This is a genomic window from Paenibacillus favisporus (assembly GCF_040545415.1).
GTDB classification, from domain to species: domain Bacteria; phylum Bacillota; class Bacilli; order Paenibacillales; family Paenibacillaceae; genus Paenibacillus_AQ; species Paenibacillus_AQ favisporus.
Genome location: NZ_JBEPLV010000001.1, coordinates 1,249,648 through 1,274,776 on the forward strand (window position 1 = coordinate 1,249,648; position 25,129 = coordinate 1,274,776).

Annotated in this window: 26 protein-coding genes; 20 read left to right on the forward strand and 6 right to left on the reverse strand. The window is 46.9% G+C overall.

Annotated features, from left to right (window positions below):
• Window positions 1-13 precede the first annotated feature (13 nt).
• From ABID47_RS05855 to ABID47_RS05875, 5 genes are all read left to right on the forward strand, one after another.
• Window positions 14-895: a carbohydrate ABC transporter permease gene (locus ABID47_RS05855; protein WP_354495249.1), complete on the forward strand. Its 882-nt coding sequence runs from the start codon at window positions 14-16 to the stop codon at window positions 893-895.
• 93 nt (window positions 896-988) lie between these two features.
• Window positions 989-1,780 (forward strand): sugar phosphate isomerase/epimerase family protein, encoded by a 792-nt coding sequence (locus ABID47_RS05860; protein WP_354495250.1) that lies wholly within the window; start codon window positions 989-991, stop codon window positions 1,778-1,780.
• Between the two features lie 21 nt (window positions 1,781-1,801).
• Complete coding sequence (locus ABID47_RS05865; protein ID WP_354495251.1) at window positions 1,802-2,932, forward strand: Gfo/Idh/MocA family protein; 1,131 nt, start codon at window positions 1,802-1,804, stop codon at window positions 2,930-2,932.
• Complete coding sequence (locus ABID47_RS05870; RefSeq protein WP_354495252.1) at window positions 2,932-4,149, forward strand: MFS transporter; 1,218 nt, start codon at window positions 2,932-2,934, stop codon at window positions 4,147-4,149. The genes ABID47_RS05865 and ABID47_RS05870 overlap by 1 nt, the downstream gene beginning before the upstream one ends.
• Before the next feature lie 112 nt (window positions 4,150-4,261).
• Entirely contained in the window at window positions 4,262-5,782 is a 1,521-nt protein-coding gene (locus ABID47_RS05875) for an ABC transporter substrate-binding protein (protein WP_354495253.1), read from the forward strand.
• 37 nt (window positions 5,783-5,819) lie between these two features.
• Here ABID47_RS05875 and ABID47_RS05880 read toward each other — a convergent pair whose 3' ends face one another.
• A complete protein-coding gene (locus ABID47_RS05880; protein WP_354495254.1) occupies window positions 5,820-6,560 on the reverse strand; it encodes an EcsC family protein in 741 nt (246 codons plus the stop codon).
• A 226-nt stretch (window positions 6,561-6,786) separates the two neighbouring features.
• Between ABID47_RS05880 and ABID47_RS05885 the strand changes: the two genes are divergently transcribed.
• On the forward strand, window positions 6,787-7,275 hold the full coding sequence (locus tag ABID47_RS05885; RefSeq protein WP_354495255.1) for a DinB family protein: 489 nt from the start codon (window positions 6,787-6,789) through the stop codon (window positions 7,273-7,275).
• Between the two features lie 281 nt (window positions 7,276-7,556).
• Window positions 7,557-10,154 carry a phosphoenolpyruvate synthase gene (gene ppsA, locus ABID47_RS05890; protein ID WP_354495256.1) on the forward strand — a complete coding sequence of 866 codons (2,598 nt, stop codon included), beginning with the start codon at window positions 7,557-7,559 and terminating at the stop codon, window positions 10,152-10,154.
• Between the two features lie 14 nt (window positions 10,155-10,168).
• Here the strand turns inward: ppsA and ABID47_RS05895 are convergent, their stop codons facing one another.
• Complete coding sequence (locus tag ABID47_RS05895) at window positions 10,169-11,437, reverse strand: FAD-dependent oxidoreductase (RefSeq protein WP_354495257.1); 1,269 nt, start codon at window positions 11,435-11,437, stop codon at window positions 10,169-10,171.
• A 108-nt stretch (window positions 11,438-11,545) separates the two neighbouring features.
• On the opposite strand from ABID47_RS05895, the gene ABID47_RS05900 reads away from it, so the two are divergent.
• On the forward strand, window positions 11,546-11,995 hold the full coding sequence (locus ABID47_RS05900; RefSeq protein ID WP_354495258.1) for a MarR family winged helix-turn-helix transcriptional regulator: 450 nt from the start codon (window positions 11,546-11,548) through the stop codon (window positions 11,993-11,995).
• A gap of 41 nt (window positions 11,996-12,036) precedes the next feature.
• On the opposite strand, the gene ABID47_RS05905 is transcribed toward ABID47_RS05900, so the two are convergent.
• Complete coding sequence (locus tag ABID47_RS05905) at window positions 12,037-12,999, reverse strand: helix-turn-helix transcriptional regulator (protein ID WP_354495259.1); 963 nt, start codon at window positions 12,997-12,999, stop codon at window positions 12,037-12,039.
• Between the two features lie 111 nt (window positions 13,000-13,110).
• Here ABID47_RS05905 and ABID47_RS05910 point away from each other — a divergent pair, with 111 nt between their 5' ends.
• From ABID47_RS05910 to ABID47_RS05925, 4 genes are all read left to right on the forward strand, one after another.
• Window positions 13,111-13,590, forward strand: coding sequence for a GyrI-like domain-containing protein (locus ABID47_RS05910; protein ID WP_354495260.1), 480 nt, complete (start codon window positions 13,111-13,113; stop codon window positions 13,588-13,590).
• 86 nt (window positions 13,591-13,676) lie between these two features.
• Window positions 13,677-14,138, forward strand: a complete 462-nt coding sequence (locus ABID47_RS05915; protein ID WP_354495261.1) for a phage tail protein — start codon at window positions 13,677-13,679, stop codon at window positions 14,136-14,138.
• Window positions 14,139-14,994: 856 nt separating this feature from the next.
• Entirely contained in the window at window positions 14,995-15,264 is a 270-nt protein-coding gene (locus tag ABID47_RS05920; RefSeq protein WP_354495262.1) for a CD3324 family protein, read from the forward strand.
• Window positions 15,265-15,605: 341 nt separating this feature from the next.
• On the forward strand, window positions 15,606-16,577 hold the full coding sequence (locus ABID47_RS05925; protein WP_354495263.1) for an alpha/beta hydrolase: 972 nt from the start codon (window positions 15,606-15,608) through the stop codon (window positions 16,575-16,577).
• Between the two features lie 114 nt (window positions 16,578-16,691).
• Here ABID47_RS05925 and ABID47_RS05930 read toward each other — a convergent pair whose 3' ends face one another.
• A complete protein-coding gene (locus ABID47_RS05930; RefSeq protein ID WP_354495264.1) occupies window positions 16,692-17,285 on the reverse strand; it encodes a TetR/AcrR family transcriptional regulator in 594 nt (197 codons plus the stop codon).
• A gap of 182 nt (window positions 17,286-17,467) precedes the next feature.
• Between ABID47_RS05930 and ABID47_RS05935 the strand changes: the two genes are divergently transcribed.
• Window positions 17,468-18,499 (forward strand): aldo/keto reductase, encoded by a 1,032-nt coding sequence (locus tag ABID47_RS05935; RefSeq protein ID WP_354495265.1) that lies wholly within the window; start codon window positions 17,468-17,470, stop codon window positions 18,497-18,499.
• 112 nt (window positions 18,500-18,611) lie between these two features.
• Here the strand turns inward: ABID47_RS05935 and ABID47_RS05940 are convergent, their stop codons facing one another.
• The gene (locus tag ABID47_RS05940) at window positions 18,612-19,772 is read right to left on the reverse strand and encodes an epoxide hydrolase family protein (RefSeq protein WP_354495266.1); all 1,161 of its coding nucleotides are present in this window, start codon (window positions 19,770-19,772) and stop codon (window positions 18,612-18,614) included.
• 176 nt (window positions 19,773-19,948) lie between these two features.
• Here ABID47_RS05940 and ABID47_RS05945 point away from each other — a divergent pair, with 176 nt between their 5' ends.
• The 3 genes from ABID47_RS05945 to ABID47_RS05955 all read left to right on the forward strand — a co-directional run bounded on the left by ABID47_RS05945 (window position 19,949) and on the right by ABID47_RS05955 (window position 21,533).
• A complete protein-coding gene (locus ABID47_RS05945) occupies window positions 19,949-20,734 on the forward strand; it encodes a helix-turn-helix domain-containing protein (RefSeq protein WP_354495267.1) in 786 nt (261 codons plus the stop codon).
• A gap of 99 nt (window positions 20,735-20,833) precedes the next feature.
• Window positions 20,834-21,142 (forward strand): hypothetical protein, encoded by a 309-nt coding sequence (locus tag ABID47_RS05950; RefSeq protein WP_354495268.1) that lies wholly within the window; start codon window positions 20,834-20,836, stop codon window positions 21,140-21,142.
• 19 nt (window positions 21,143-21,161) lie between these two features.
• Complete coding sequence (locus ABID47_RS05955; RefSeq protein WP_354495269.1) at window positions 21,162-21,533, forward strand: iron chaperone; 372 nt, start codon at window positions 21,162-21,164, stop codon at window positions 21,531-21,533.
• Between the two features lie 105 nt (window positions 21,534-21,638).
• On the opposite strand, the gene ABID47_RS05960 is transcribed toward ABID47_RS05955, so the two are convergent.
• The gene (locus tag ABID47_RS05960) at window positions 21,639-22,154 is read right to left on the reverse strand and encodes an RrF2 family transcriptional regulator (protein WP_116230133.1); all 516 of its coding nucleotides are present in this window, start codon (window positions 22,152-22,154) and stop codon (window positions 21,639-21,641) included.
• A 171-nt stretch (window positions 22,155-22,325) separates the two neighbouring features.
• Between ABID47_RS05960 and ABID47_RS05965 the strand changes: the two genes are divergently transcribed.
• The 4 genes from ABID47_RS05965 (at window position 22,326) to ABID47_RS05980 (ending at window position 25,107) form a co-directional block, all read left to right on the forward strand.
• A complete protein-coding gene (locus tag ABID47_RS05965) occupies window positions 22,326-22,985 on the forward strand; it encodes an FMN-dependent NADH-azoreductase (protein ID WP_354495270.1) in 660 nt (219 codons plus the stop codon).
• Window positions 22,986-23,078: 93 nt separating this feature from the next.
• Window positions 23,079-23,525, forward strand: coding sequence for an AAA family ATPase (locus tag ABID47_RS05970; RefSeq protein WP_354495271.1), 447 nt, complete (start codon window positions 23,079-23,081; stop codon window positions 23,523-23,525).
• Window positions 23,526-23,916: 391 nt separating this feature from the next.
• Window positions 23,917-24,522 (forward strand): TetR/AcrR family transcriptional regulator, encoded by a 606-nt coding sequence (locus tag ABID47_RS05975; protein WP_354495272.1) that lies wholly within the window; start codon window positions 23,917-23,919, stop codon window positions 24,520-24,522.
• Window positions 24,523-24,669: 147 nt separating this feature from the next.
• Window positions 24,670-25,107 carry a VOC family protein gene (locus tag ABID47_RS05980; RefSeq protein ID WP_116230138.1) on the forward strand — a complete coding sequence of 146 codons (438 nt, stop codon included), beginning with the start codon at window positions 24,670-24,672 and terminating at the stop codon, window positions 25,105-25,107.
• Window positions 25,108-25,129: the final 22 nt, after the last annotated feature.

The following is a 25,129-nucleotide window of genomic DNA, read 5'->3' on the forward strand; positions in this document are numbered from 1 at the left end:
GGAGGCGAAGTCCTTGAGAAGAACACGGATTGAACAAGTCGTTATCCATTTCATATTTTGGTTGATTGTCGCGTTTTGCCTGGTGCCGTTTCTGCTGCTGATTACGGCCTCGCTCACCGATGAGGATGCGATTATACGGGAAGGTTACTCGTTTTTTCCCAGTGAATGGAGCCTGGATAGTTATGTATTCATTTTTCAAAAATCGGGGGAGATCCTTAATTCTTACGGCATCTCCGTCATTGTGACTATTTTAGGTACACTGGCCAGTCTGGTCCTGATGACTTTGCTCGCTTATCCGCTGTCGAAAAAGGATTTACCGCTGCGCAATTTCTTTTCATTTATCGTCTTCTTCACGATGCTCTTCAACGGTGGACTTGTTCCGACCTATTTAATCTACTCGAATGTTTTTCATATTACCAATACCTTGCTTGCGCTGATCGTCCCGGGTCTTCTGGTTAGTGCCTTCTATGTTATTTTGCTGCGGACGTTTTTTACCGTATCGGTTCCGGAAGCGGTACTCGAGTCGGCGAACATGGATGGAGCGGGGGAATTTCGCATATTCGTGCAAATGGCGCTGCCGCTGTCTCTTCCCGTGCTGGCAACGGTTGGACTATTTCAGGTGATTAATTACTGGAACGACTGGTTTAACGGACTCATTTACATTTCAGACTCCAGGCTGTACAGCATACAGGTGCTTCTGAATACCATTTTGCTGAACGTACAATATTTGCTTGATAATGTAGACTATTCTTCAAGGGTGGACGGCAGTTCCATCCCGACCCAGGGCGTCCGCCTGGCTATTGCCGTGATCGGCGCGCTGCCGATTGTGGTAACGTATCCGTTCTTTCAGAGATTTTTCGTTAAAGGGCTGACCGTCGGGGCGGTCAAAGGATGATATCCCTGCAGCATGTTAAGGAGGTGATGGAGAGCTGCCAGAGATTGTTGGACGTGGTTATAAAAAAAGAAACCAAATCAGGGAGGCTAATCCATGAAAATCAGCATTGGCGGTTTTTCTTTTTTCAATATGATCCGGGAAGGGAAGATGGATACGTTCGGGTACCTGGAATCTTCCAAGTACAGATACCATCTCGATACCGTTGATTTGTGGAACGGGACCTTTGAAGGGGTTAAGGACGACATTTTTTCACTGCCTGATGAAGCTTATATTCAACGTCTGGCCGAAGCGATACGGGAAAAAGAAATGACGATTATCAACATCGCGGTGGATGGTGCGCATTTATGGGATGCAGATCCTGATAAGCGCAGCAGGCTTTATGAAAACGCTGTCGCCTATCTATCCATTGCCGAGAAGCTTGGAGCGCGCACCATCCGCATCGATGCGGGAGATCATAGCTCGGCGCCCGGGACGGAAGAGCAGTTCGAATATGTAGTAAACAAGTTCGAAGCGTTGAGCCGGAGAGCGGCTGAGCTTGGGCTCATCGTCGGACCTGAAAATCATATGGGAACCTCCAAAGATCCAAAATACTTAAAAAAAGTGGCCGAAGCGGTCAATCACCCGAACTTTGGCATATTGCTCCATATGGGCCGCTGGGATACGGATGAAGACATTGGCGACACGTTGGTCGCGCCGTGGGTCTATCATACGCATTTTGACGGCAAGACGGTAGGATCACCAAAGGGCGAACAAATGGTGAGGGCACTGCTGGATGCCGGCTATGACGGATACTGGGGCATCGAGTACAACGCGCCGGACAATCAATACGCAGAGATGGAATGGGCAATCGCTTCCGTGAAGCGGTTATTGAGCCGTTTAAAATAAAAAACCGAAGGGATGATTGACATGGGAAGAACCGTTCGCATTGGCATGATTGGGGCAGGTTTGATCGGCAAAGCTCACCTGAGAAATTACGCGAATATGGAGGATGTTCAGATCGTGTCCATTTGCGACATCAATGAACAGGAAGCCCTCAAGGTCGCGCATGAGTTCCATATTCCCCACGTCTATACCGATTTCAGAGAAATGCTGAAGCGCGATGACATTGAAGCCGTTGATGTCTGTCTGCACAACAATTTGCATGCCCCCGTGACGATAGCCGCTTTCGAGGCAGGCAAGGACGTGTACTGTGAAAAACCGATAGCAGGGACATACCGGGATGGGCTGACCATGCTTGAAGCGGCAGAAGATTACGGCAAGAAGCTGCATATTCAGCTGGGCACCTTGTATCGAAAAGAGACCAAGGCGGCAAAAGCGCTGATCGACGGGGGCATGCTCGGCAAGCTGTATCATGCCAGGGCTACCGGCCATCGCCGGAGAGGACGTCCTTATATTGACGGATACGGGACCCCAGCTTTTCTAAACAAACAAATCGCCGCCGGGGGTGCGCTGATCGACATGGGGGTTTATCATATCGCGCAAATGCTGTACCTGCTTGGCACACCGAAGGTGGAGCGGATTTCGGGCAAAGGATACCGGGAGATGGATGTGGATGCCGGGCGTGCCGGGCAGGCGGTCTTTGACGTGGAAGAGTTGGGGCTGGGGTTCATTAAATTTGAAGGCGGCGCGACGCTCGATATTATCGAAGCGTGGAGCATTCACCTGGGAAGCATCGAAGGCTGCTCTGTGGTTGGGGATAAAGGGGGCATCAAGCTGCCGGCCTATTCGGATCAGCAAATTTTGGCCCCGTTCAGTTTTCATACGACGATTTGCGATATGGATGTCAACGGCAGCGTCAACCTGGATGAGATGGACGGACGCTGGAATCATTTGAAGCCGAATTATGACGCATACCAGTCCTCGCAGCATCACTGGGTCGCCGCGCTGCAGGGAAGAGTGGAGCTGCTTCCCACGGCCCATATCGCTTCACAGACGATGCTGATCAGCGAAGGCATTTATTTATCCGACCGGCCTGGGCGGGAAGTAAGCAGTGACGAGATCATCGAACAATCCCTGTCGAAAGCGATCCAGCTCTAATGCTGCCTTTAAGGAAGAGGAAGGTCCAACCGGCGGCCGGCCTTTCCTCCGGATCGTTGCCGGCACTGAAACGTTTCAACTTTTTCCTGTATGGCACGATTGCGATTTTGACTTCATTCTTTCCTTTATATTTTCAAAACATCGGACTCAGTAAAGTGGAAATCGGCATGATTATGGCCGGTGGGCCCTTCATTTCCATCTTCGCCAATCCATTCTGGGGTTATTGGAGCGACCGGCTGCAGAATGTGAAACGTATTCTCATTTTTCTTCTGACCGGGAATTTGTTAGCGACGATCGTAGTGTTTCAGCTCCGTGAATATGCCGTCATTTTCGCCTTCATGCTGATCTTCTTTTTCTTCAACAGTCCCACGTTCTCGCAGAGCAACAGCCTGATTCTGAATGCCATCGAGAACACGAACTACAAGTTTGGCGCATTTCGCCTATGGGGTTCACTGGGATGGGCGATCATCGCCGCGTTGGCCGGACCGGTTCTCAGCTGGATGGGGCTGGTGAATCTTTGGATGTTGTACGGGATCATGATGCTGATCTCACTGGCATTTACCATCGGACTCCCTCAGGGCAGAGTGACTTCCAAGCCGAAGACCGAGAGACAAAGCTATTGGAAAGTGATGCTGTCGAGCAAGCTGTTCTTTGTATTCGTTATCCTTGGCATCCTCATTTCGGTTCCCAACTCGATCAATCAAACGTTCGTCACACTGTACATTTCCAACCTGGGAGGCTCCAACGAATTGATTGGCTGGTCGGTGTTCCTGTCGGCGATCTTTGAAATTCCAGTGTTTCTGCTGTTTGACCGATTCTTGAAAAAATCGGCAAGGATGATGCTGGGAGGGCTCGTCATCGTAAGTATCCTGTTCGTGATCCGCTGGTTATTGATGTCGGTTGCCGGCGGACCGCTCCAGGTGATCTTTATCCAAGTGCTGCATTGTATTACGTTCGGTGGCTACTACTATATCGGAACCAGTCTGACCGCACTGTTAATACCAGCCGAGTACAGAGCGACCGGGCAGGCCATTTATGCCCTGACGTGGGGTGGTATTTCCGGCATCATCGCAGGTCTGTTTGGCGGTTGGATGTTCGATTATTTGGGTCCCCAAACGATGTATTCGATTTGCGCGATCATATCTGTAGCAGGGGTGGCAGGTTTTACGTTCATGTGGATGAAATACCGCAAGCAGTCCGAGTTGGCGGCATCATGAAGATCGGGATCGGACGAATGCCGCTGTGACGCGGCGTTCGTCACCCTTTCTGCTGCACTTCAGCTCCAAGCGTGGAGATTCCATATTGAAGATCCTGGGAGGTCAAAAGCCTATGTGGAAAAAGTCGGTTCATTCCTTGTTGTTCTTTGTGCTGGCTGTTACCGTCGTTTTGAGCGGATGTTCAAGCTCCTCTTCGAACGGTGAGAAGAAGCCGTCGTCGTCAACGCAAGAAGCGTCTGGTGACGGTAAACTTGCCCCTTATGAAATTACGATCGCTTTCTGGGGACCGGATCAGCGTGATCTTGGTCTTGTGGAGCAGGAGATCAGCAAGATTACAAAAGAAAAAATCAATGCAACCGTCAAACTGAAACGCATTGAGGCGGCTGCGTGGACACAGCAAAAAGTGCTGATGTTCTCCGGCAATGAGAAACTCGACCTGGTGTTCACGGGGGAAGACCAATATATTTCGGAAGTCGCGCAAAAAAAGCTGCTGCCCATCGATGACCTGCTTCAGTCCCATGGCCAGGATATCCTTGCCGCCTTCGATCCGGACGTACTGGCTGCGGCAAAAATTGACGGCAAAATATACGGCGTTCCAACGATCCGGGACTTTGCCGCTTATCCGACTATTCTGATGCGAACGGATTGGTTAAAAGAGAGCAATATGGACGTCAGCCAGGTGAAAACGATCGAGGATTTGGAGCCGATTTTTGAAAGCGTTAAAAAGAAGCATCCGGAAGCCAATATGCTGGGTAAAGCGTCAGGAGGAGGTTCCATTGCCTATCCACTGCTGCAGACAACGATTGATCCACTGGGCGACATGATCGGTGTACTTACCGATCCGAATCAGCTGAAGGTCGTTAATTTGTATGAGAGCGAGGAATATGCGAAGTTCATCGGGGTGATACGTCAATGGTTCCTGGCAGGATACATCCCCAAAGACATTGCAACGACTTCGCAAACCGGCCGGGATTATATCAAGGCAAACATCGGGTTCGCGACACCCAATAAAGGCAAGCCGGGGATCACGACGCAGACGGGGGCATGGGCCGGCAAGGAGCTGACGGAAGTCGCACTCGCGCCGCCCAAAATGAATACGCTGACGATTATGAACGCGATGCTTGCCATTGCGGCCAAATCCAAAAATCCCGAGCGTGCGATGATGTTTCTGAATTTGCTCTACTCGGACAAACAAATCATCAATTTGCTGGATTGGGGGATTGAAGGAAAGCACTATCAAGTGAAGGAAGACGGGACGATTGACTTTCCTAGTGGTGTGGATGCGACGAACAGCGGCTACAACATGAGACAAGGGTGGATGTTCGGGAATCAGCTGCTGTCTTATCCGTGGTCGACGGACAGTCCGGATATATGGAAGCAAATGGAGGCGTTTAACCAAAGTGCGGAGAAGTCTGCAGCGCTCGGATTCACCTATAACTCGGAGCCGGTCAAAACCGAACTGGCCGCGATCCAGAATGTCGTTCAGCAATATTCCAAGGCGCTTGAGACAGGAACTCTGGATCCGGATGTGTACCTGCCAAAATTTAACGCAGCATTAAAATCGGCCGGAATCGATAAAGTGATCGCCGAAAAGCAAAGGCAGCTGGATGCGTGGGCTGCAAGCAATAAGTGAAGGACCTCTCAGTACCAAGATAAAGTAGTCAATACGATCAAACCTCGAAATCATCGTGCAATCTGCGCAGGCGGTAAGCGTTCATGGCGGATTCGCGCAGCTCCTCAAGAATGGTGTAATTCGCCCATGCCCCTGCGATCGCGCCGATCCCTGGCAGCATCTGCAGCATTTTCCGAAAATCGATCGCATCGCGATACTCGATCTGAAAAGTCTCCCAGTCCATCGTCCTTGAATATTCGGTATCGGATAGCCATTGTTCCTTTTCTATATGCCAATTTTTGATGGAATCGAGCAGCATGGCACGGTTATCCGGCCCCGAAAACGTCATTTGAAATACCTTGAGAATAAACACCCGCTCGGAGAAATGTTTCGTGTCATAACCGTAAACATGCGCCAGCTCGAACAAAAATTTCATCTTGATTGCGATGAGAGCCGGAAAGTCTACCATACCAAGGATGATGCCGCCAGCTCCCGTTCCAGCACCCTCAGCAACCGCAATTTTATGGTACAGGGCAAACAGGTCTTTTGCTTCTTGATCGGCAGCTTCCAGATCCATCGTACTTTGCACCGGACGCCTTGGGGTGTATTCCGCGCCGAACAGTGCCGTGCGCACGATCGACCGGATGGTGGTCGTGATGACGTTTTGCACCTTTGGGGGAATCAAATGGTTGATCCGGCTGCCGACGGTTTTCGATGCTTTTTCCATCCATCCCGGCGGTTTGAACAGCTTTTGTTCCCAATCGGCAACTTCCCTTTGGACTTTATGTTCGTAATTCATGATCCATCGCTCCTCCAATGTGCTTGCTTTATTCTATTGTAACGAATAACGCCTTGATTCGGACCAGACTGCAGCAGGTTTCTGACCTCGACTAAAGTCCAGCACCGCAAAGAGGTTCGTCAGAGACACTACTTTCACGATTCCGCAATCCTGAAGAAACCTTCACGCCCTTGGCGTTATAGGATTAAGGTGATGAATGGCGTTGGCCAAAGGAGGAAAAATCACCATGAACATGATTGAAGATTGGATTCGTGAATTAAACAGGGAAGCCGAATCGACACGCTTACTTCTTGAAAGGCTGCCTGAAGACAAACTTTCTTGGCGGCCGCACCCGAGGTCGATGTCTCTGGGACAGCTCGCCCTTCATGCTGCGGGAGTTCCCGGGGGGCTGGCTCAATTGCTGGATGAGGCGGTCAGCGAAGCTCCGGTCGTTCCGCTGCCGGAGCCGACCACCCGGAAAGAAGTGCTCGAAGCACTGGAATGGAGCGTGTCTCTCGCCGAGAGCAAGCTTCGGGAATGGGGAGAAGACGGGCTAAGAAGAAACTGGAGGCTCGTCAGCAAGGGAGAGACCATTTTGGAAGCTCCCCGGATCGACATGGCACGTTCGCTGATGTTCAATCACGTTTATCATCACCGGGGGCAGTTGACGGTCTATCTCCGACTGCTCGGAATATCCGTTCCTGGGATGTATGGCCCGACCGCGGATGTACAATAACGGAAATTTTCAGAGAACGACTCCAAGAGGGAAGATGGAGCCGATAACGCTTTGAAAGAAATATTAACTCTTCAGAATAGGTTGTTAAATATCAAAAAAGAACCTGGGTATCTGCCCAGGTTCTTTCTTATTGCACAAAAAAAGACGTGATGATATAATCAGATCACGACTGTTCATGTTATAAAGTCATAAGTATCTTATCTTACATTTTAAGTGTAACATGCCGGTTAAACTCTTGTCAAATGTTTTTTTCTCAATCTAATGGTTAGGGAGATGGTCGAATGAGTTCAATGGTTCTTGGGTTTCATGAAATCGAAAAATCGCAGCTTTACCTCGTTGGCGGAAAAGGGTTAAATTTAGGAGAATTATCCAAAGTTGACGGAATCCAGGTCCCCGAAGGATTCTGTATTACAACAGAGGGGTATCAAAAAGCCATCGGACAAAACGAAACGTATCATGCATTACTCCAACAACTAACCATGCTAAACGCAGATGATCGAGACCAAATTGGTGAGATCAGCGGGAAGATTCGGCAGACCATTACTGAAGCGGAAATTCCTTCCGATGTGGTGGAGGCAGTGACTCACTATCTCTCCCGGTTCGGCGAGGAACACGCTTACGCTGTGCGTTCTAGTGCAACTGCCGAAGATTTGCCGCACGCTTCTTTTGCAGGGCAGCAGGATACTTATTTAAATATCATCGGTGTTGACGCCATTCTGCAGCATATCAGCAAATGCTGGGCCTCGTTATTTACGGATCGCGCAGTCATCTACCGTATACAAAATGGATTTGATCACCGTCACATTTATTTATCCGTGATCATTCAAAAGATGGTATTCCCGCAGGCTTCAGGGATATTGTTCACCGCTGATCCAATGAGCGGAAACCGGAAGCAGCTGTCCATCGATGCCAGTTTTGGACTTGGGGAAGCACTGGTCTCCGGTTTGGTATCCGCTGATAATTATAAAGTACAAGGAGGGGAAATCCTCGATAAGAGGATAGCAGCCAAAACATTGGCGATCTATGGACAAAAAGAAGGCGGAACCGAAACACGCCAAATCGATCCGGCACAGCAGAAGGCCCAAACCCTTACCGATCAACAAATTGTAGAGCTGGAACGGATCGGAAGACAGGTCGAAGCTTATTTCGGCCAGCCGCAGGACATCGAATGGTGTTTGGCTGATGATACATTTTATATTGTTCAGAGCCGGCCGATTACAACGCTATACCCGATCCCTGAAACAAATGATCAAGATAATCACGTCTATCTATCTGTTGGCCATCAACAAATGATGACAGATCCGATCAAACCGTTGGGATTGTCTTTTTATCTGTTAATTACTCCTGCACCTATGCGTATAGCGGGCGGAAGGCTGTTCATTGATATTGCGCCTAGGCTGACTACCACTGCCGGCCGGGAAGCTTTATTAAAAAACTTGGAATCCGATCCGCTTTTCATAGGCGCAATCGAGAACGTAATCGAGCGAAACTTTGTCAAATTAGTACCGAGTGATCCAACAGCACCCATTCCCGCTAAAAGTATTACAGATAAGCCGGCAGCCTTCGAGAACGATCCGGCTATCGTTACTGACTTGATCCAGCGGAATCAAGCCTCGATAACAGCTTTAAAACAAAAGATTCAAATGAAATCCGGGGCAGAATTGTTCGATTTCATCCTCGAAGACATCCAGGAATTAAAGAGGATTTTATTTGATCCGCAAAGTACGGCTGTGTTTATGTCGGCTATCAATGCTACATTTTGGATCAATGAACATATGAACAAATGGTTAGGCGAAAAAAACGCAGCCGATACGCTTTCTCAATCCGTGCCCAACAATATTACTTCGGAAATGGGCTTGGCGCTGCTGGATGTCGCGGATGTGATTCGCCCTTATCCGGAAGTCATTGATTATTTGCAGCATACAACAGAAGATCACTTTCTGGACGAACTGGTGAAGTTTGATGGAGGAAGGGAAGCCCGGGAAGCGATCTATGATTATCTGAGCAAATACGGCATGCGGTGTACTGGAGAAATCGATATCAGTCGTACCCGTTGGAGCGAAAAACCGCTTACGCTGGTCCCAATGATCCTGAGCAACATCAAAAACTTTGAGCCTCATGAGAGCCGCCGGAAATTCGAGCAAGGCCGCCAGGAGGCTCTGGCCAAAGAACAAGAATTGTTAAATCGGTTGAGACAGCTGCCGGACGGCGATCAAAAAGCCGACGAAACGAAACGGATGATCGATCTCGTCCGAAATTTCATCGGGTATCGGGAATACCCTAAATATGGCTGGGTGAGCCGCTACTTTGTTTATAAGCAGGCTTTACTGAAAGAAGCCGAACGACTCGTGCAAGCCGGCGTCATTCATGATGTAGAAGATATATACTACCTTACTTTTGAAGAGCTTCACGAAGCCGTTCGCACCAATATGCTGGATGATCGGATCATCAGCAAACGCAAAGACGAGTATAAAGTATATGAAAAGCTGACCCCACCGCGTGTCATCACGTCTGAAGGCGAAATGTTTAGAGGTTCGTACAAACGGGGAGATCTCCCGGCCGATGCGATTTTGGGTCTGCCTGTTTCTTCTGGAGTAATAGAAGGAAGAGCTCGTGTCATTTTAAGCATGGAAGATGCAGCTTTGGAAGAAGGAGATATCTTGGTTACCGCATTTACGGATCCAAGCTGGACCCCATTGTTTGTATCCATCAAAGGTTTGATCACGGAAGTAGGCGGCCTGATGACCCATGGAGCCGTGATCGCGCGTGAATATGGCCTGCCGGCCGTAGTCGGAGTGGATCATGCGACCAAGCTCATCAAAGACGGGCAGCGAATTCGTGTGAATGGAACAGAAGGGTACATTGAAATATTGGAATAGCTGGGGTCGTCAAGTTATTCTGTTGTTGTTAACGGCTTGTTTTTAAAGGAACGAATCCAAGGCATTGCACGTAACATGACCCAGCTCATGAATGGATTATGAATGGAGAAGCGCTTCAGCATCGCCTTGGCTGCTTCCACCTCACGAAATGCATACTGGCTCATCTCAGCTTGATAAGATGCAATGGCTTCCTCTAAAGGTTCGCCTTGGGATACTGCTGCTTTAAGTTTTTCAGCGAGAAGTGCTGCATCTCGTAGAGCTGTGTTGCCTCCATGAGATCCAGTTGGTGGCATAGCATGTACTGCATCGCCCATTAAAGTGATTCGGGACACCGGCCAGGAAGACGGCTTCCTGGCCGCTTTTAATTTTACCAGCATGGTGTAATCTGCATCGGCTTGATTCACGAACCGCCGCAGCACGGGATGAAAATCCAGGGCAGTCTCTAGTGCAAAGCGATGCAGTATTTCGGAGTCAAGTTTCTCTTGAGATATCGGAAACAGTTCTTTTGGCAAGAGAAGAGCCCACATGACATAATCGTCAGAAATGGGAGGTAATTGCTCTGCTCCAAATCGAGAAAAAGCCGCTTGCGGAGCTTCGCGAAAGTTCATCGTCGTAAAGAAAAAGCCTTTACCCGCTTTTCCAATGGCGTATACGCCGCTCGTTTTCAGTGGAGCAGGAACGATGGACTGCCCGTTATGCAGAAGAGGCGTGCGACCATAAATTCCCCAGCTGTTCGCATCCTCCGGGTCGCAGTCGGGCAACAGCTGCTTGCGTAATGCCGAGTTTACACCATCGGCACCGATGACGAGTGAAGCATGTGTATAACTTCCGTCAGAAAAGTGAAGGGTGGCGCCATCCGCTGCCGCATCGGCCCGAACCGCCTTTTTTCCATAATGAATCCGATCCTGCAGCCCTTCGAGCATAATCGTACGCAGCGTTTGGCGATCGGTTTGACGCGGCGTTCGTAAATCGGTACCACTCCGATCCCCTTTGAATGTAAGCTTGAAGACCTCTCCAAGGTTCTGATTTGTAACTCGAAAGTAAGAATCTTCGTCCGTGGGCGATGTGGTGGCCAAAAACAACTCGAATAAACGCGGCGGAAGACACTTGTGAAGTCCTGCCACCCCGTGCTCGTCTAACGTGACCCGGTATCCCTGGCGGCGGGCAAACGGTTCCGGATCACTTTCGTACACATGCACATCGAACCCGGCGCGAAGTAAAGAATGGGCCAAACACAATCCGCTTAACCCAGCTCCAGCAATAGCCACTGAAATTTGGGACATATCTATCAGCCTCTTTTCATTTGCTCATCGGCAATTTTATTGATACAATGAAAGCAGCAAAATATTTTATCTCATGAGATAAGATAAATATAAAAGAGGATGATTTTTATGTCAACAAGCAAAAACATCAATATTCTTACTGATGAATTACGGAATAACAGTACGGCAACGATTCTGTTTCACCAAGCCATTGCTGCAAAGTTAGGAATCAATTCCACGGATCACAAATGCTTGGATGTCATTATGAAGAACCAGCCGCTTACAGCCGGTCAGCTTGCTACATTGACTGGATTGACAACGGGAGCAGTCACGGGCGTTTTGGACAGGCTGGAAAAGGTAGGCTATATTTTTCGTGAACAAGATCCGGAAGACAAGAGAAGGGTCAACATTTACATGAACCAAGAAAATGCAGAAAAGAACATTGTCCCGCTCTTCAGTTCATTTGCAGCGGAAATGAATCAACTGCTATCTAATTATGATGATAAGGAACTTGAGTTCATCATTGATTTTATTAGACAGTGCAATCGTGTGTTAATGAAATTTACTGAAAAACACTAATTCGATGCCAGACTGAAAAGAGGGGGCTTTACCGGTTCCGTTTATGGAAGGTACAAGCCCATTCTTTCCTGGATCACCTCCAAGATCTCTTTCGGCATCTCCCTGATCTTGATATCACCACCCAGGAAAAGCAGCCAATTGGTTATTGCGGTCATTTCTTCGGCTTTATCGACATGAACATATGTCCTTAAAATGGCTGTCGTTTGGTAAGGATTCGTATAGGACAGGGATACTTTTATAGGATGGTATTTTCTGAATTGCGCTATCGCTTTTGGACCCAGCTCAATGACCAGGTTGGTGATTTCTTCCTGCTTACGTAGTTGTTCTTGGATCTTTTTCTTACTTATTCTTTTTTTTAAAGGGTATGGCTCTACATTGGTAAGGTCATCAACAGGAATAATCCTTCTCTTCTCTTCCTTCAAATCAAATCCCTCGATCAGCCAGACGCTTTTCTCACGATAGAGGTGCAGGAGATAAATGGGATAGGACTTGATTTCCATCTCTTCTTGGATGGTGATCCATAAATATTCATCCCTGAGAAGGACTTGGATGAGCTTTTCCAGCATCGGATGGGGGAGGTCCGACAGGTCGAGCAGGTCGGGATTATTGGGGTTGGTTCCTTCAAACAGCAAAATTTGATTCAACAGGACAAGGTCATCCTGCTGGTTTTTCGAAATCAGGCCAAGCAATTTCTCGGCCAGCGATTGGCGGCTCTTCAAATAAGGGAGCTGTTGATTTCTTGTAGCCATGAAGCCAATGAACAAGGCTTTAATTTCGTTATCGGTAAAGCGGACCGTGGGCAGGATCGAGTTGTTCATGACGAAATACCCGCCATCCCTGCCGACTTCTGCAACAAGCGGCATCCCCATCGCTTCGATTTCCCGAATATCCCGGATCGCCGTCGATCGGGAGATGTTAAATTCCCGCATGATTTCGGAAATCGTAAAGTGGGCACGGTTGTTGATATACCGCATGATGATATTAATCCGTTCAACTTTTTTCATAGGAGTCTCCTAAACAGTATCACTTTTTGACATGATTCAAGGTTATTATAAACCTATCAAATGAAAACACAAATCATTTGAACAAATTTTAAAAAAAGGATGGTAATCAAAATGGCACAATATACGTTGGAAAAAAAGGACAGCTTTATCGTATTGGGGATTGGAACGGAACTGAAGAGCGATTACACAGACTACGCCGGCATCAACAAAGAAAAAGCAGAATTCTGGTCGGCTGTCGAAGAAGATGGAAGGCTGGATACGTTAAAATCCATCGCCGCTAATGATTTCATTTTTGCCGTGAACGAAGCGGTGAACAACAAGATGATGTACTATGCCGGCGTCATGACGGATGCTTCGCTGCCAGAGGCAACGAGAATGATCCAATTCCCTCAGGGCGAATACCTCGTTGTTAAAGGGGAAGCGCCGACATCCAATGATCTGAGCAATCAGCTTGCTGGCGTTGCGTTTGGTCAAGTGCTGCCGGAAGCGCAAGATTATGCTTATGTTGGAGGGCCGAATGCAACCGTTGAGATGGGGCAGCGGGACGGCGTCGTATTTGGCGAAATGTGGATTCCTGTTGTAAAGAAGTAAGTAAATTCGTGAAGTAATCGGGGCGGATTTTGCCCGAAGTGAGTTCTAAGGTGTAACGCCTTGCAAAACTTTTAGGAGGGATAGAAATGTCGTATATCGTTGATTTTAAAAATGTGTCCACCGTTGGTGTTGAGTCTTCTCCAGTAGCAGAAGCGCTTGCTGGGCTTCGGGCGAATGAGGCCCGTTACTTCATGAACAAGTATAAGCACAAATTTACGGTCATACCCGCAAGCGAAAGCCAGGAGACTCTGGATTATGTGAACCGGATTTTGAAAGAAGAACGAGAGATCGAGTTTTCAGCCAAGCCTTTGGAAACATCGCAATTTCAAGTCGAAAATATTCAATTCACCTATGTCTTTTATGAAGATGGTCTGGGGCTCAATGTAATGTATACGGTGGATGACCCGAAGAAGCGGGCCGTTGGTTTTAAGCTTTCGGACGGGATGGAGGAACCGAAGGAGCTGGAAAAGTTTAAGTTTGCCCGGCAGAAGTCTAAATTGGCTGGAACGATCCGGGGCTCGTTTTTTGTCATCAAGAAAGAGTATTAAACTACTTAGTAAAAGCCGCAAAGATGCGGCTTTTTTGCATTTTAATTTACATAATCATCGGATGAAACAGATACTAGATTGGTTAGGCGGAGGCATTTCATTGACTCCTTTGAATGAGTTCAGTGTGAGTTGTTGGTACGTTCCTGGATGATCGCTAGAAGTTCCCATATTTTCGTAACAGAAGAACGACTACTCCAATCAAAATAAATATGATCCCGCCAAACATTTCAGTGGAACCATTTGAGCGAACTTGTTGGACTTCGGTATTGGGAGCACGTCGCAAAAATTTAAGAAGTCTGGAATTAGGATTTTTATAATCGTACAGGCCTAATACAATCATGAATATACCGAGTACAATCATCCCCATTTGATTTTTCTGCTTTTCACGAAAAGTTCCTCCAATCTTTAAATAAACTTCATACTAATAAAACAACTATATAGATTGAACTAAAGTTTAGCTTAGAACTTCCTGTTATAACGGTCCCATACGGCTCTATAACAATTAATTTCTTTAGTTCATTCTATCTAACATGTTAAGAAGTTCTTGGTTTTAGGTAAATACCCTTTTTCTTCATACGGACCAGACCGTGGCTGAATAAGCGCCATTGGAGCAGAATGGTTGACTAGAATTCATAATGACGGGAACCATCCATCTGAAATATGGTATACTGTGAACGTTAAGGGGGTGCTTTACTGATGGAGAATCGATCAAGATTGTCTGTGACTTCTTTCACTCATGCAAAGCCAGTATTGGAGAAGCGTTACTTTGCATGGGGCGGAATTTTAACTAACGCTGAATAAGCTTTTCTAATATTTTGGCTTTGCACCTTATTTTCAAAATAAGGAGTGAAGCGAATTGAAATATACGAATGCTAAAAAAATACTACCTGAAAAGCTAATTATAGAAATTCAACAGTATGTCCAGGGAGAGACGATTTACATTCCGAAGCAGCAGAAGGAATATCAGCATTGGGGGAGCTTGAGCGGCGGAAGGCAGTGGCTGGATCAGCGAAATGCCGAGATAAGACAAGCATATAAGAATAACAGCAGTATCGAGCAGCTAGCTGAGGACTATTTTCTCTCCATTGAAACGATTAAGAAAATTGTATATTCGGGAAATAAATAACGAACGGCACTGATGAAGATTATCTTCATCAGTTTTTTTAAGAGATCAGAAAGTATAAGTTTCGGAGCTTATGTTTCCTGATCTCGCAAGAAAAACTTCCTTTAGACGCGGTCTGTCTTCTTTGAAGGTACATCGATAGACGTTTTTTTTATGTCGAAAACGATTTTAAGTCATTGTTTACATATGAATCGTTTATTGCGCTCTTTAGAATTTGAATAGGTGGAGGAAGAATCCACTGGGGCGGAAGATCGATACAACAACTTATGAAATCGATCCCAACGGGGAATGCTGGACCACATCATCCTTCGATGGATTCTATAAGAAAGCGGGGAAACGTAACGATGAACGAACAAAAAAGCAGAAGCAGGCATCTGGTCGATCCGGAGATTATAAGTGCACTTGATTTATTTCCGACAAGCGATCTGACGGGTGCAACCCTAATGGAATCACGGGAAAATCAAGCAAAAATGATTCCGCAAACGGATGTAACGCAGCTGTTTCCTGTCACATGGGAAGAAAGAGCGGTGCCAAGCTATTTTGGCGGACCCGATATACGCATAGAAATTATTAAACCTCGTGAGCCCAAGTACGATAAAATGCCGTTATATTATTCGATTCACGGTGGCGGAATGGTTATGGGCAGTCCGGTCGGCGATCGCTCAGCGAATGCAGCCTTAGCGGCGCAGCATGGTTTTTGCTGCGTATCTGTGGATTACCGTCTAGCGCCGGAACATATTCAGCCAAGCCAGTTGCAGGACTGTTATTCAGGGCTGAAATGGTGCATTGAACATGCCGAGGAACTCGCGATCGATATTCAGAAAGTCGCGGTCGGAGGGAGCAGCGCAGGTGCCGGACTTGCGGCAGGGCTAGCCCTATACATTCGCGATCAGAAGGAATTCGATATTCATCATCTAAGGCTGCGCAGCCCGATGCTCGATGACCGTACGAGTATTTCGCCGGATCATCCCTATGCCGGCGAGTTTGTGTGGACAAATCGCAGCAATTATTTTGGCTGGAAATCGGTACTAGGGCACGAACCCGGTCAAGAGGGGACCAGCGAGTATTACGTGCCTGCGCGTGCGAAATCGCTGGCCGGTTTAACGCCCACGTATATCAGCATAGGCAGCATTGATTTGTTCATAGATGAAGCGATACGATTTGCCCAACAGCTTGCCTTTGACGGTGTCTTGGTGGAGATGCATGTATATCCTGGATATCATCATTTGGCTCCAGCCTTTCCGAATGCGCATTATTCGCAAGAAGGCGCCAAATCCAGTGAATACGCCTTGCTGAAAGCACTGGAGCTGGTTTGATTTCATTTTCTCGAGTATGATCTTAAAAGTAAAGCAGCAGTTCAAAACTTTGAACTGCTGTTTTTTTGTTGCTTACACATCGATGCTCAAATAACTGCAGGTACCATACAAATTTCAACCATCGTTATCAAGACATGGTGTATTGCGTATATATCTGGTCAGCATTCTCGCTATATCTTCGGGAGGAATAGAACGATCCGCCGTAAACCAATGTTGAATCATTCCAAACTGTGCATTTCCCAAATAAGCAATTGCATAATCCGTAAATAGGTTTTCAGAATGATCGTCTTGATTTCGTTTCAGATTTTCATACAAACGTGTACCCACTAAATACTGGAGCCGTTCTTTCAACTCTGCTGGAGCTTCCGGATGGAATAGCGCTTTAAAAAAGCTGGCATGCGTATGCATGTATTGGAAGGCTTTGGTAATCGGAGGATAAGCTCCCTCATGATCAGGATAGCGCATCAACTCCTGAAGATTGAGAGGTTCGAATACGCTCAATAATTCTTGAATAAATACAGTTTCCTCAATCAGATGAAAAATATCTTTATAATGCAAATAAAAAGTACCTCGATTAATTCCTGCTGTTTCACATAGGTTTTTAACCGTAAGCCCTTTAATGCCTTTATTTTCTAAAATAGATAACAAGGCGTTCTCCATTAGCGTGCGACTGCGGACGACTCTCAAATCCGTACTACTTTGGCTCATTTGTGTACCTCCATGATGAATGTCGGTGTTTATCAACAATTTTGACGTTATATCTATTAATCAACACGTGGCCTTTTATGTTCATTGAACTCCCCGTTATGCCTGATTATAATTGCTTCTATAGCCTTAAATCAACACGTGTTCATTACCATCGGGCTATATCAAATTTTAGGAGGGAAACCATGGAATATAGATATCTTGGAAAGACGGGTACGAAAGTCAGCGCGTTTGGATTAGGCGGATCCAGTTTTGGATCAAGGACAAGTGAAGAAGATAGTATAAAAATGATTGATGAAGCATTGGATTTTGGGATCAATCTGATTGATACATCTAACAGATACGGAAATGGGGAATCGGAACGCATTATCGGAAAAGCGATTAAAACCAGGCGGCAAAATGTCATATTAGCTTCTAAATTTGGTGCGGAGGCTACCCATGAATTAAATCATAGTGGTGCATCTCGCCGCTCAATACGAACTGCTGTTGAACAAAGTCTGCTACGTTTGCAGACCGACTATATAGACCTTTATCAACTCCATCTTCCTTTTGAATTTGTTGCTTATGAGGAGATTCTATTAACGTTGAACGATTTGGTGAAAGAAGGGAAAATTCATCATATCGGTACTTCAAATCACCTGGGTTGGCAAATGGTTCGGGCACAAGCCATTAGCGATCGATATCATATTCAGCGATTTGTAAGTGAACAAACACCATATTCTATGATCAATCGACAAATGGAATTTGAACTTGCTGAAGTCGCTAAACAATATGATCTTTCTCTATTCGTGTACAGTCCCTTATCTGGTGGCTTGCTGACAGGAAAGTACAAAGCAGGTCAGGCCGCGCAAAGCGATTCTCGTGCTGCGACATTAAAAGGGTATGCAGATGCGTTAGATCCTGAGCTAGCTGAAAATGAATATAAGTTTAAGATCATTGAAAAGCTGCAGCATCTTGCGAATGAAGCGGGGATTCTACTAGCGGATATGGCAGTCGCTTTTACCCAAAGTCATCCATCCGTCACGTCAACTCTCTGGGGACCGCGCACTTCAGAACAATTAAAAGCGTATATTGCCGGTGCAGAATTGAGGCTCGGTACGGATGTGCTGGATGCGATCGATGCCATTGTTCCACCAGGCAAACGGATCGATGACAAAGAGCAGACCTGGAGTCCTGAGTGGATGAGTGCCGAACGGCGCAGACGACACGTGAGTTGAAAAATCATTGGAGAGGAACCTTGCGAAATCATACAACGGCAGCCGATCACACGATCGGCTGCCGTTGTTTATCGTAGTATTGGGGAGTGCACGTTTTGGATCTTCATGAATATTAATGATGATTTGTCCCTCTAAACGGCTTGTAGAAGGCACGAATGTCTTGTGCCAAGAGCTCGGGTTCTTCCAATGCGGTAAAATGTCCGCCACGGGGCAGCGTAGTCCAGCGGGTTACGTTTAGGTTGCGTACAGCCCATTCTCGGGGCGGCAGCAATATATCTGCAGGGAGTAATGCGATGCCTGTCGGCACCTCAATGTAGCCCAGTGGCGGCAAGGAATGAGAATTCTCATAATAGATGTTCGCTGCCGACATGGCCGTGTTTGTCACCCAATAAATCATCAAATGCGTGATCAATTCATCCTTACTGAATTTTTGCTCAAGATTACCGTTACAATCGCTCCATGCCCGGAATTTTTCAATGATCCAGCCTGCCAAGCCGACCGGTGAATCGGATAGCCCATACGCCAGTGTTTGGGGGCGAGTGGATTGAAGGGACATATAGCCACCTTCTTCAGCAATCCATGCCGATGCGTTTTTCTTGTATCGCAGTTCCTCTTCCGACAGCTTTGCCTGATCCGTTGCCGTTATCAGATCTTTAATGATGCCGATATCGGTCAAGTGGATTCCGAATAACAGTTCCGGATGGTTGGCTGCCAGGTACCTTGTAACACCGGAGCCGATATCCCCGCCGGCGGCAGCAAATTTTTTGTAACCTAAGTGCTGCGTCATCAGCTTAGCCCACATTTCCGAGACACGAAAATTGTTGACGCCGGAATGTGCAGGGCGGCTTGAGAACCCAAAACCAGGTAATGACGGGACAATCACATCAAATGAGTCTTCAGGGTTACCGCCGAAGCTGGCTGGATCCGTAAGCAGAGGAATGATTTTTTCGTAACGAAGGTAACTGTCGGGCCAACCGTGGGTAAGAATGATGGGCAGAGGGTTAGATCCTTTACCACGCTCATGTACAAAGTGCACATCGATCCCGTCGATATGGCAGCAATACTGTGAAAAGCGGTTCAACTCGGATTCCTTGGCTCGCCAATCATAATGGTCCTCCCAGTACGAAACGAGCGACTTTAAATAACTTAATTCCGTGCCTCGTTCCCATCCATCGTTATCTAGTTGTTCCGGCCAGCGAATATGATCCAGTCTGTATTTTAGATCGTCCAAAATTTCGTCTGCGACATGAATGTGAAAACGCTCAATCGTCATCGTGCTTTCCCTCCTTTTGTCGTTGCATCGCCATTATATCCTTTGTGCTGGTATGGTACACTGGCATAAACGAAGCATCTAACTATAAAATTTGATAGGTGATGGCTATGCCGCAAATAGACCGACACAAACATCGTACTGTGAATATTGAGTTTACCGCTGTGGAGGATCTCAGCATGCTTCCTTATCCTGATCGTTATACTCTCATTCTCTTCACATCAGGAAGGATGAGCGGGATGTTAAACGAACGGCCGATATCGATCGTAGCTCCTGGTATCCTTTGTTTGGCCGAGGATGATGAGATGGAAGTGATCGAAAAACAAAACGTTGCTGCACAATCCTTTCGTTTTCATCCCGAATTTCTTAACACGATCACTCTCTCCGAAACGCGGGGCTATTTCCCGACGAGTCCGAGAATTCAAGCAGGCCGTTCCCTTTTTCACAGGGAGGATCCATATACAGCTGTACCCCGTATCACCGAGAAAGCATTTCCGCTATTATTTGAATGGTTTTTTATACTCGGCATGGAAGTGCAGGCGCAAAGTGATGCCCGCTGGGTGTGCAGAATAAAGAAATACCTCATCCAAATTCTGGGTTTGCTCGAGGATTTAAACCGAAATGGCGAACATTCCCCTGTCGATTTGGTGCTGGAGTATATTCACACGAACTATTCCAGAAAGATTTCTTTGGAGGATCTGACGAGCTGCGCTCATTTAAACCGAGTGACGCTGAATAAGTTGTTTCAGGAAAGATGCGGTCTTACAGCCATGGGTTACTTGCTGTCATACCGTTTAAAAGTTGCAAGTGAACTTTTAACGCATACCGGGATGAAGCTTGATGAAATTGCTCACGCTGCCGGATTTGAGTATGACACTCACTTGATCAAGCAATTTACGGCTAAAAAAGGCATCTCACCTACAAAATACAGGACCATCTCCCGCAAGTTCTCCACGGTTCAATAAAAGACGGAGAGCCCTTGAGCCTCCATTGACAGTGATCCGCTTAACGATTAAGGTAGTGGAGGATATGAAGTAGAAAGTCATTTATTTTGGAGGATATTTATGAATCAACGCTTTCGAATTACGAGATCGATGCAGCCGGACTCCGGTGATCAAGACATTTCATTGGAAGAATGCAAAGCTTATTTTTCAACCAAGGCTGATTTTACTTACCAAACGGTGCTGACTGTACAAGGGGAAGAAAGTACCATGTCGATCGAAGGGGATTTCTTTATGTGGCAGCATGGGGGCGCCCTCATTCCTTTTAGGCACTATATGGGGGAGTTGTATGCAGCTGTCTCACATCAAGACGTCGTACCCCTTATGATCGAAATTGCAGGAGATTTGCGGGCGGATATCGTGGAAGGGTAATGGGCATAGGAGGGAGACCATGGAAGTTTTTGAAGAATACTTAACACGGATGGATAACCCCGAGCATCGTGCCCGATTGGAAGAAATTATTGGCTGGATCACGAAGACATTCCCGAATTTAACACCAAAGATTGCGTGGAATCAGCCTATGTTTACCGATCACGGCACATTTATCATCGGCTTCAGCGTTGCCAAACATCATCTGGCTGTTGCCCCTGAAAGGGCGGGGATTCTTCATTTTTCCGATGAAATTGTACAATCTGGCTATGATCACACCAAGGAGTTGGTGCGGATCCGCTGGGATCGTCCTGTTGATTACTCCTTACTTGAGAAAATGATCAAATTTAACATTTTGGATAAGGCAGACTGCACAACGTTTTGGCGGGCATAGCTTTTTCATAAAGTGCAAATCGCAAGATTACGAGAATAGACAATAGTTAAAAAAGCCGCATTGCTGCGGCTTTTTTTATTTTAAATCCAATTGCCAAAACCTGGCCTACTTAACCTTGTTGTTCTTCTTAAAATAGGCGCGCGCATCTTCCCGGGTTTCCTTGGGCAAGGTGCGCTCCAGTTCCTCGTTCATCCACTGCAGTGTCCGGCTTCGCAAAGAATCCCGCATTTTCTCCTCCGCCTCCAGCATGACCATATTGATCAAGCAATCCGAAGGCGTGCAGGAAGCGCACGCATCGTTGTTTTCCTTGCTCCGGTAGAAATAATTTTTATCTTTAATGTTCTGGCATTGAAAAATGGGCTGATCTCCTTCGACGGCCGTTACGACGTCCCAGAACGTTATCGCATCCGGGGATTTGGCCAGCTTGTAGCCGCCCTTGACCCCTGGTACCGAATCCACAATACCCGCTTTGGACAGCTTCCCGAATATTTTGGACAGATACGTCTCCGACAAACCTTGATAGGCGGAAAGTTCTTTGATCCCGATCGGACTGTCCACCGGGAGATCAATCAAATATACGAGGCAATGCAAAGCATATTCGACCCCAATACTATACTGCATGCAAGCCACCTGCCTCCCGACAAATTCACTAACCATAATGTTAAAAGCAAACATTTTTGATGTCAAACGTAACGCGATTGACAAACGGAATGATTGCAAGTTATAATGTCGACAGAACTAATCGACGATCAATGTTGTCGACAATTATAAATGAGTAGGAGAGGATGCATCATGAATAAAATGCTGGTTCTAAATGCCCATCCGGACGTAGAATCCACCACCTCGGTGACTTTAAACGTGCTCGAGTCTTTTTTACAGCGTTACAGAGAGCTTGTCCCAGATGGTGAGGTCGAACAACTCCATCTTTATCGTGACGAGGTACCACTGCTGGATCACGTTGCTCTAACGGCCCGCAGCAAGTCCGCAGCAGGAGAATGGCTTACACCGGAGGAGCAGGCCGTTACGGACCGGACGAACGAACTGCTGCGGCAGTTCAAAGGTGCGAAGAACATCGTCATTGCGATGCCGATGCATAATTTCAATATCCCGTCCAAACTCAAAGACTACATGGACGCCATTCTCATTCCGCGGGAAACGTACACGTTTACCCATTCGGGCTCCGTAGGCTTGCTTAAGGACGGACGGAGCGTACTCGTTATTCAGGGAAGCGGATCGATATACACCAAAAACGACTGGTACACGGAAGTGGAATATTCCCATCAATATCTACGATCGATGTTTACCTTTATGGGATTTGACAGCTACGAGATCATTCGCGCACAGGGAAACGCTGTTTTACCGAAAGAGAACGTACTGGAGCAGGCCAAGCAGGAGGCCCTTCAGGCGGCCGAACGTTTCGCACATCGCATGTCTGGCAGCGTTACGCGATAAGGGCCCGTATTAAAGATCGTCCTGGGGGATACGATAAAGATCAAATCGGATCCGAAACGCCCCGCCATCTTCAGGCCAGGAAGGAAAACTGTCATGGAATGCGTCATTTTCACTGGGATACAGGCTTCCGGAAAATCAACATTTTACAAGGAAAGGTTTTTTGCAACTCATATGAGGATTAATCTTGATATGTTGAGAACAAGACACCGGGAGAGTGTTTTTCTGGAAGCATCCGTCCGAACGATGCAATCCTTTGTGGTAGACAATACGAATCCCACCGTGGAGGATCGAAAAAAATATATCGATTTCGTGAAAAAACATCATTATAAGGTTATAGGGTATTATTTCGAACCTGACTATGAATTATCCCAAGACCGTAATAACAAGAGGGAAGGGAAAGAAAAGGTTCCTGAGATCGGAATGATTAGCACTTTGAAGAAGCTGCAACGGCCGTCTTATAGTGAGGGTTTTGATGAGCTGTATATAGTCAAGTCACTAAACGATGGGTTTGAGATTCAAAAATTACCTTATGAAGGATAACGCAATCTTACCGTGCGCCGTCAGGCGGCGCGGTTTTTTGCTAATCCCTTCCGGTCAACAGTCGTCTTCCCAGCTGCAGCCTCGCTTCAAGCTCGATCCTGCTTTTGCAATCCTCGCAGTAATACATTCCGTTTCTGTTACGTTTCGCGCGCTCATATGCTGGAGTGCCCTCGAAGACATCAAATGATCTTTTGCAGCTATAACAGATCAATTGCCAACGAAATTTATTGGATTGGTCCTGCACCGATATCCCCTCCTTAAATCACGAAAGAGTCCGACTCTCTTGACGTGGTAACCACAACGCGGTATAACTGAAAAAAACTCTAAATAACACACTGTGCTATTTATAATAATACATCGTGTTAAAATAAAATCAAGGGGCGTTTTCACCGTGCCAAAAATTGTGGACCATGACCAAAAAAGAAAACTGATCGCGGAATCGGCATGGAGAATTATTGAAACAAAGGGGATCGAGCATGCGTCTATTCGTGCCGTTGCCGCTGCGGCAGGGGTGTCGCCTGGAGCCTTACGGTATTATTTTTCAACGCAGGACGAGCTGCTGTTATTTATCGTGGATTATTATTTGACGAGAGGAGCCGACAGAGCAAAAGGAACAGAGATAAGCCGTATTCCGATGAAAGCCGCGCTGGAAGTGGTATTAGAGCTCCTCCCCATGGATTCGGACAAACGAACGGCAGCCGGCGTCTGGTGGGTATTCGCGATCCGTTCACTCACGAGCTTGGCGTTACAAGATAAAAAGGATGAGCTCACGGACGGGCTTCATGACCTGAGCAGAACCGTCCTCGATCTTCTGGCTAAGGCAGAGCTTCTTCCCTCATCCATCGACATGGAGCTCGAAAGCTTGAGATTGGCCGCGCTGATCGAAGGCTTGACGGTTCTGGCTTTGCTTCGGTCGGAGATCTACGCGCCGGAGACCATTGAACGGATCATCGTCCGCCACCTTCAGGAGCTGTGCGGGCACGCGGTGAATGAGTAAACTTGAAGAGGAACGGTTTCACCAAACTCAACTTAGCAATTGAAAAGAAATCGAAATCGTTAATATACGATAATATTGGGTTGTGCTTATTGCGTCATTTCTAAAGCGATTTGCATCATTATTTCTTGGATGAAGGAGATGTGCGAGATGAAGGTCAATAAAATAGATCATGTAAGTATAAACGTAAATGATCTCTCGGCCGCCAAAGCGTTTTTTCTCGATATAGGCTTTGAGGTGCGAGCGGAATGGGAGATGGAAGGCGAGCTGTTGGATCGGGTCCTAGGGCTCCGCAACGGAAAAACAGCCTGTATAGCATTGGGGGCACCAGAGAGCCAGGCATGGATCGAGCTGGTCAAATATTATCATCCGACAGATGAAACCGAAATTCAGCAGTCTTATCCCTATACGCTCGGTATCCGGCATATGGCCATTGAGGTTGAAGACATTGAAGCCATCGTATCCACATTGAAACAGAAGGGCACGGAAACCTTTAGTGAGATCCAGCAATATGAACAAAGTTACAAGTTATGCTATGTTCGTGGGCCGGAAGGGATTATTTTGGAGCTGGCTGAGAAGGTCAAATAACGGGACGTCTCTGGCGTACGGA